Source organism: uncultured Lutibacter sp., from assembly GCF_937891065.1.
Lineage (GTDB): Bacteria > Bacteroidota > Bacteroidia > Flavobacteriales > Flavobacteriaceae > Lutibacter.
The window spans coordinates 1-3,785 of sequence record NZ_CALAEQ010000116.1; the positions used below are offsets into that span (position 1 = coordinate 1).

The following is a 3,785-nucleotide window of genomic DNA, read 5'->3' on the forward strand; positions in this document are numbered from 1 at the left end:
GCTAATACAACATTTCTAGGGTTCCAAGTGAATTTATAATTCCATAAATTGTCATCGCTTTCAGGCGCTACTAAACCACCTGTAAAAGATTCAAAAAGCAACATTTCACCACCCTTTTCTCTTATAGAATCTATCACTTTCATAGCACTCATATGGTCTATTCCTGGGTCTAAACCAATTTCATTCATAAAAACGAGGTTCTTTTTAATTACTTCATCATTTAATTGACTCATTTCATTTGAAACATAAGAAGCTGTCACCATATTTTTGCCAAACTTTAAACAGTCTTTCGCTATATTTAAATGTAAATGCGCAGGTAACATAGATATAACAATATCAGCATTCTTAATCGCTTTTTGCCTTTCTTCATTATTAAATATGTCTAACGAAATTGCGATTCCATTTTCATGATTTTGCAGTATGTTTTTAGCATGTTCTAAATTAACATCAGCAATAGTTAAATATAAATTTTCGGAAAAGGATTTTTGAAGTAAATAAGTAATTAAGGATGAAGATGATTGGCCAGCACCAATTAACAAAATTTTTCTCATTTTCATATTTTTTGATTTTTAGAAGTGAACGAAAATACAAATTAATAGGTTGTTATTAAAAAAAAATAGTTAATTATCTTCTGAATTTATTTCATCTAATATTTTTTTTGCTTTTTTAAAATCGGAACTGTCAACTTCTAATTTATAGCCATCAACATACGCTGTACCAATAGTTATTGTTATATTCTCATCAAAAATATAACTTTCAATTCCACGGCTAGCTAATAAAGTTTTGGCAATGTGAATTTCGTGAATTAAACTTGCGGTTAAAACTGTGACTAAAGTGTTTGAATGATTTTTCATTTTTTTGTTTAAATATAGGAAATTATGCGCTATTAATTTTACTTTTGTAGCTCTAAATTAATCAAAGAATGAACAAAAATTTAGCGCTCACATCTTTTTTAGGAGCCTTAGCTGTTGCATTAGGCGCTTTTGGTGCTCACTCACTTCAAGAAACTTTAAGTATAACAGAACTAAATAGTTTTGAAACGGCAGTTCATTATCAAATGTACCATGTTATAGTCCTGTTTTTTGTAAATACATATTCAAAGTTTAACAATAAAACTAAAAACACAATTAGTTATTTTTTCTTTGTTGGGATTCTTTTCTTTTCAGGTTCTATATATGCTATAACTTTTGGAATTTCGGCTAAAAATATTTGGTTTATTACTCCATTAGGAGGGTTATTATTTATTATTGGTTGGTTAAAAATGGTAATTGTATTTTTTAAAGCGAAGGATAATAACCTCAAATAAGTCAGTTCACAAATAAAATAATGATACTTTTGTTACTTTTAAATTAAAAAAACGTGGAATTTTAGAGTTGTTTTACGAAAACGTTTTCGTTGAAATAGCTATGGGATAAGGATTTAGGAAATGAAATCAGATTTAAATCACTAAAATTCACAAAGTTGATTTAGTGTTTAGTGTAAAAAAATGATAAAAATCATAAGTTATCAAATTGAAATAAATGTAAATTTGTCATAGAATTTAAAATAAATTTAACAACTATATATAAATTAGGGTAATGGAAATTAGTAAAAAAACAATGGTGACATCGTTACTTAACTTAGGAATTAAAAATATTAAAGAAGTAGTTTATAACCCATCTTATGAGCAACTTTATAGAGATGAGTTAGATGAAAACTTAGTAGGTTATGAAAAAGGTTTTTTAACAGAACTTGGAGCTGTTAATGTAATGACAGGTAAATTTACAGGTCGCTCACCTAAAGATAAATTTATTGTAAAAGATGATGTTACAAAAGATACTTTATGGTGGAACTCAGAAAAAGCACCAAATGATAATAAGCCAACAACTCAAAAGATTTGGAACGATTTAAAGGATTTGGTAATTGAAGAATTATCAGCTAAAAAATTATATGTTGTTGATGCTTTTTGTGGAGCAAATGAAGATACTCGTTTAAAAGTTCGTTTTATTGTTGAAGTTCCTTGGCAAGCGCATTTTGTAACAAATATGTTTATTCGTCCATCTGCAGAAGAACTTAAAAACTTTGGAGAACCAGATTTTGTTGTATTAAACGGTTCTGAAACTTCAAATCCAAATTGGGAAGCACAAGGTTTAAATTCTGAAAATTTTGTAGTTTTCAATTTAACTGAAAAAATACAAATTATTGGAGGTACTTGGTACGGTGGTGAAATGAAAAAAGGAATGTTTGCAATGATGAACTATTACTTACCATTAAGAGGAATAGCAGCAATGCACTGTTCAGCCAACGTTGGTAAAGATGGAGATACTGCGATTTTCTTTGGTCTTTCTGGAACTGGAAAAACAACATTATCTACAGATGCTAATCGTCAGTTAATTGGTGATGATGAGCATGGATGGGATGATGAAGGCATTTTTAACTTTGAAGGAGGATGTTACGCAAAAACTATTAATTTAGATAAAGATTCTGAACCAGAAATTTTTGCAGCAATCAAAAAGAATGCATTACTAGAGAATGTAACGGTTGATGCTAATGGTAAAATTGACTTTAAAGATGGTTCTGTAACACAAAACACTCGTGTATCATATCCAATTCACCATATTGACAATATTGTAGCTCCAGTTTCAAAAGCAGGTCACGCACAAAAAGTAATTTTCTTAACAGCAGATGCTTTTGGAGTATTACCTCCTGTAGCTAAATTAACAGCTGAACAAACTCAATATCACTTCTTGTCAGGTTTTACAGCTAAATTAGCAGGTACTGAGTGTGGTATTACTGAGCCAACACCAACTTTCTCGGCTTGTTTTGGAGGAGCTTTTCTTTCGCTTCACCCAACAAAATATGGCCACGAACTAGTTAAAAAAATGAAACAGCATGGAGCAGAGGCTTACTTAGTGAATACCGGATGGAATGGAACTGGAAAACGTATTTCTATTAAAGATACAAGGGGAATTATAACAGCAATCTTAGATGGTTCTATTGATAAGGCTCCTACCAAAAATTTAGAAATATTTAATTTAGAAATTCCAACTGAATTAACAGGAGTTGCTACTGAAATTTTAGATCCAAGAGATACCTATTCAGATGTTACTGAATGGAATAGAAAAGCTGATAAATTAGCAGGAATGTTCATAGAAAACTTTGAACAATACACAGATAATAAAGAAGGTAAAGCATTAGTTGCTGCCGGGCCTCAATTATAAGTTTGTATTTATAATATTTATTTTAAAGCCTTCCTATTGGGAGGCTTTTTTTATAACTATATATAAAATATTGTATCTTGCGCAGCACATTTAAAAGTAAATTATGAAACGCATAAGTAACTCTTTAAAAGATTTTATAAAATTAGAAACATCATCAAGTATATTACTTTTTGCATTTTCAATTTTGGCTATTGTTTGGGCAAATTCACCATTTGGAAATACTTATGTTGAATTGTGGAATCATGAATTTACGATAGGCTTTTCAGATACTGATTTTCATTTATCAAAACCCTTAATATTATGGATAAATGATGGCCTTATGGCTATTTTCTTTTTTGTGATTGGTTTAGAAGTGAAAAGAGAAATATTAGTTGGGGAACTAACTACATTAAGAAAGGCTACGCTACCATTGTTTGCAGCTGTTGGAGGTATGGTATTTCCAGTCGCATTTTTCTTTATTTTAAATAAAGGCGAACTAGGGATAGATGGTTGGGGTATTCCAATGGCAACAGATATTGCTTTTACTTTAGGAATTTTAAAACTTTTAGGTAAGCGAGTCCCTTTAGGGTTAAAAATATTTTTAAC

At 30.1% G+C, this 3,785-nt stretch carries 5 protein-coding genes; 3 read left to right on the forward strand and 2 right to left on the reverse strand.

Annotation, left to right across the window (positions count from 1 at the left end; genetic code table 11):
* Positions 1-551: saccharopine dehydrogenase C-terminal domain-containing protein (locus tag Q0352_RS06840; RefSeq protein ID WP_299525622.1), on the reverse strand; the 551-nt coding region annotated here is incomplete at its 3' end.
* A 69-nt stretch (positions 552-620) separates the two neighbouring features.
* Positions 621-854: a DUF2007 domain-containing protein gene (locus tag Q0352_RS06845; protein WP_299525625.1), complete on the reverse strand. Its 234-nt coding sequence runs from the start codon at positions 852-854 to the stop codon at positions 621-623.
* Between the two features lie 68 nt (positions 855-922).
* On the opposite strand from Q0352_RS06845, the gene Q0352_RS06850 reads away from it, so the two are divergent.
* The 3 genes from Q0352_RS06850 to Q0352_RS06860 form a co-directional block, all read left to right on the forward strand.
* Positions 923-1,306, forward strand: a complete 384-nt coding sequence (locus tag Q0352_RS06850; RefSeq protein ID WP_299525628.1) for a DUF423 domain-containing protein — start codon at positions 923-925, stop codon at positions 1,304-1,306.
* Between the two features lie 271 nt (positions 1,307-1,577).
* Positions 1,578-3,200 carry a phosphoenolpyruvate carboxykinase (ATP) gene (gene pckA, locus Q0352_RS06855; RefSeq protein WP_299525631.1) on the forward strand — a complete coding sequence of 541 codons (1,623 nt, stop codon included), beginning with the start codon at positions 1,578-1,580 and terminating at the stop codon, positions 3,198-3,200.
* 103 nt (positions 3,201-3,303) lie between these two features.
* The coding region (locus Q0352_RS06860; RefSeq protein ID WP_299525634.1) for a Na+/H+ antiporter NhaA at positions 3,304-3,785 on the forward strand (482 nt) is incomplete at its 3' end.

Bases quoted from the DNA above. Each gene is read 5' to 3' on its own strand.
- Q0352_RS06850 (WP_299525628.1), top strand. From the start codon at position 923: ATGAACAAAAATTTAGCGCTCACATCTTTTTTAGGAGCCTTAGCTGTT.
- Q0352_RS06845 (WP_299525625.1), bottom strand. From the start codon at position 854: ATGAAAAATCATTCAAACACTTTAGTCACAGTTTTAACCGCAAGTTTA.
- pckA (WP_299525631.1), top strand. From the start codon at position 1,578: ATGGAAATTAGTAAAAAAACAATGGTGACATCGTTACTTAACTTAGGA.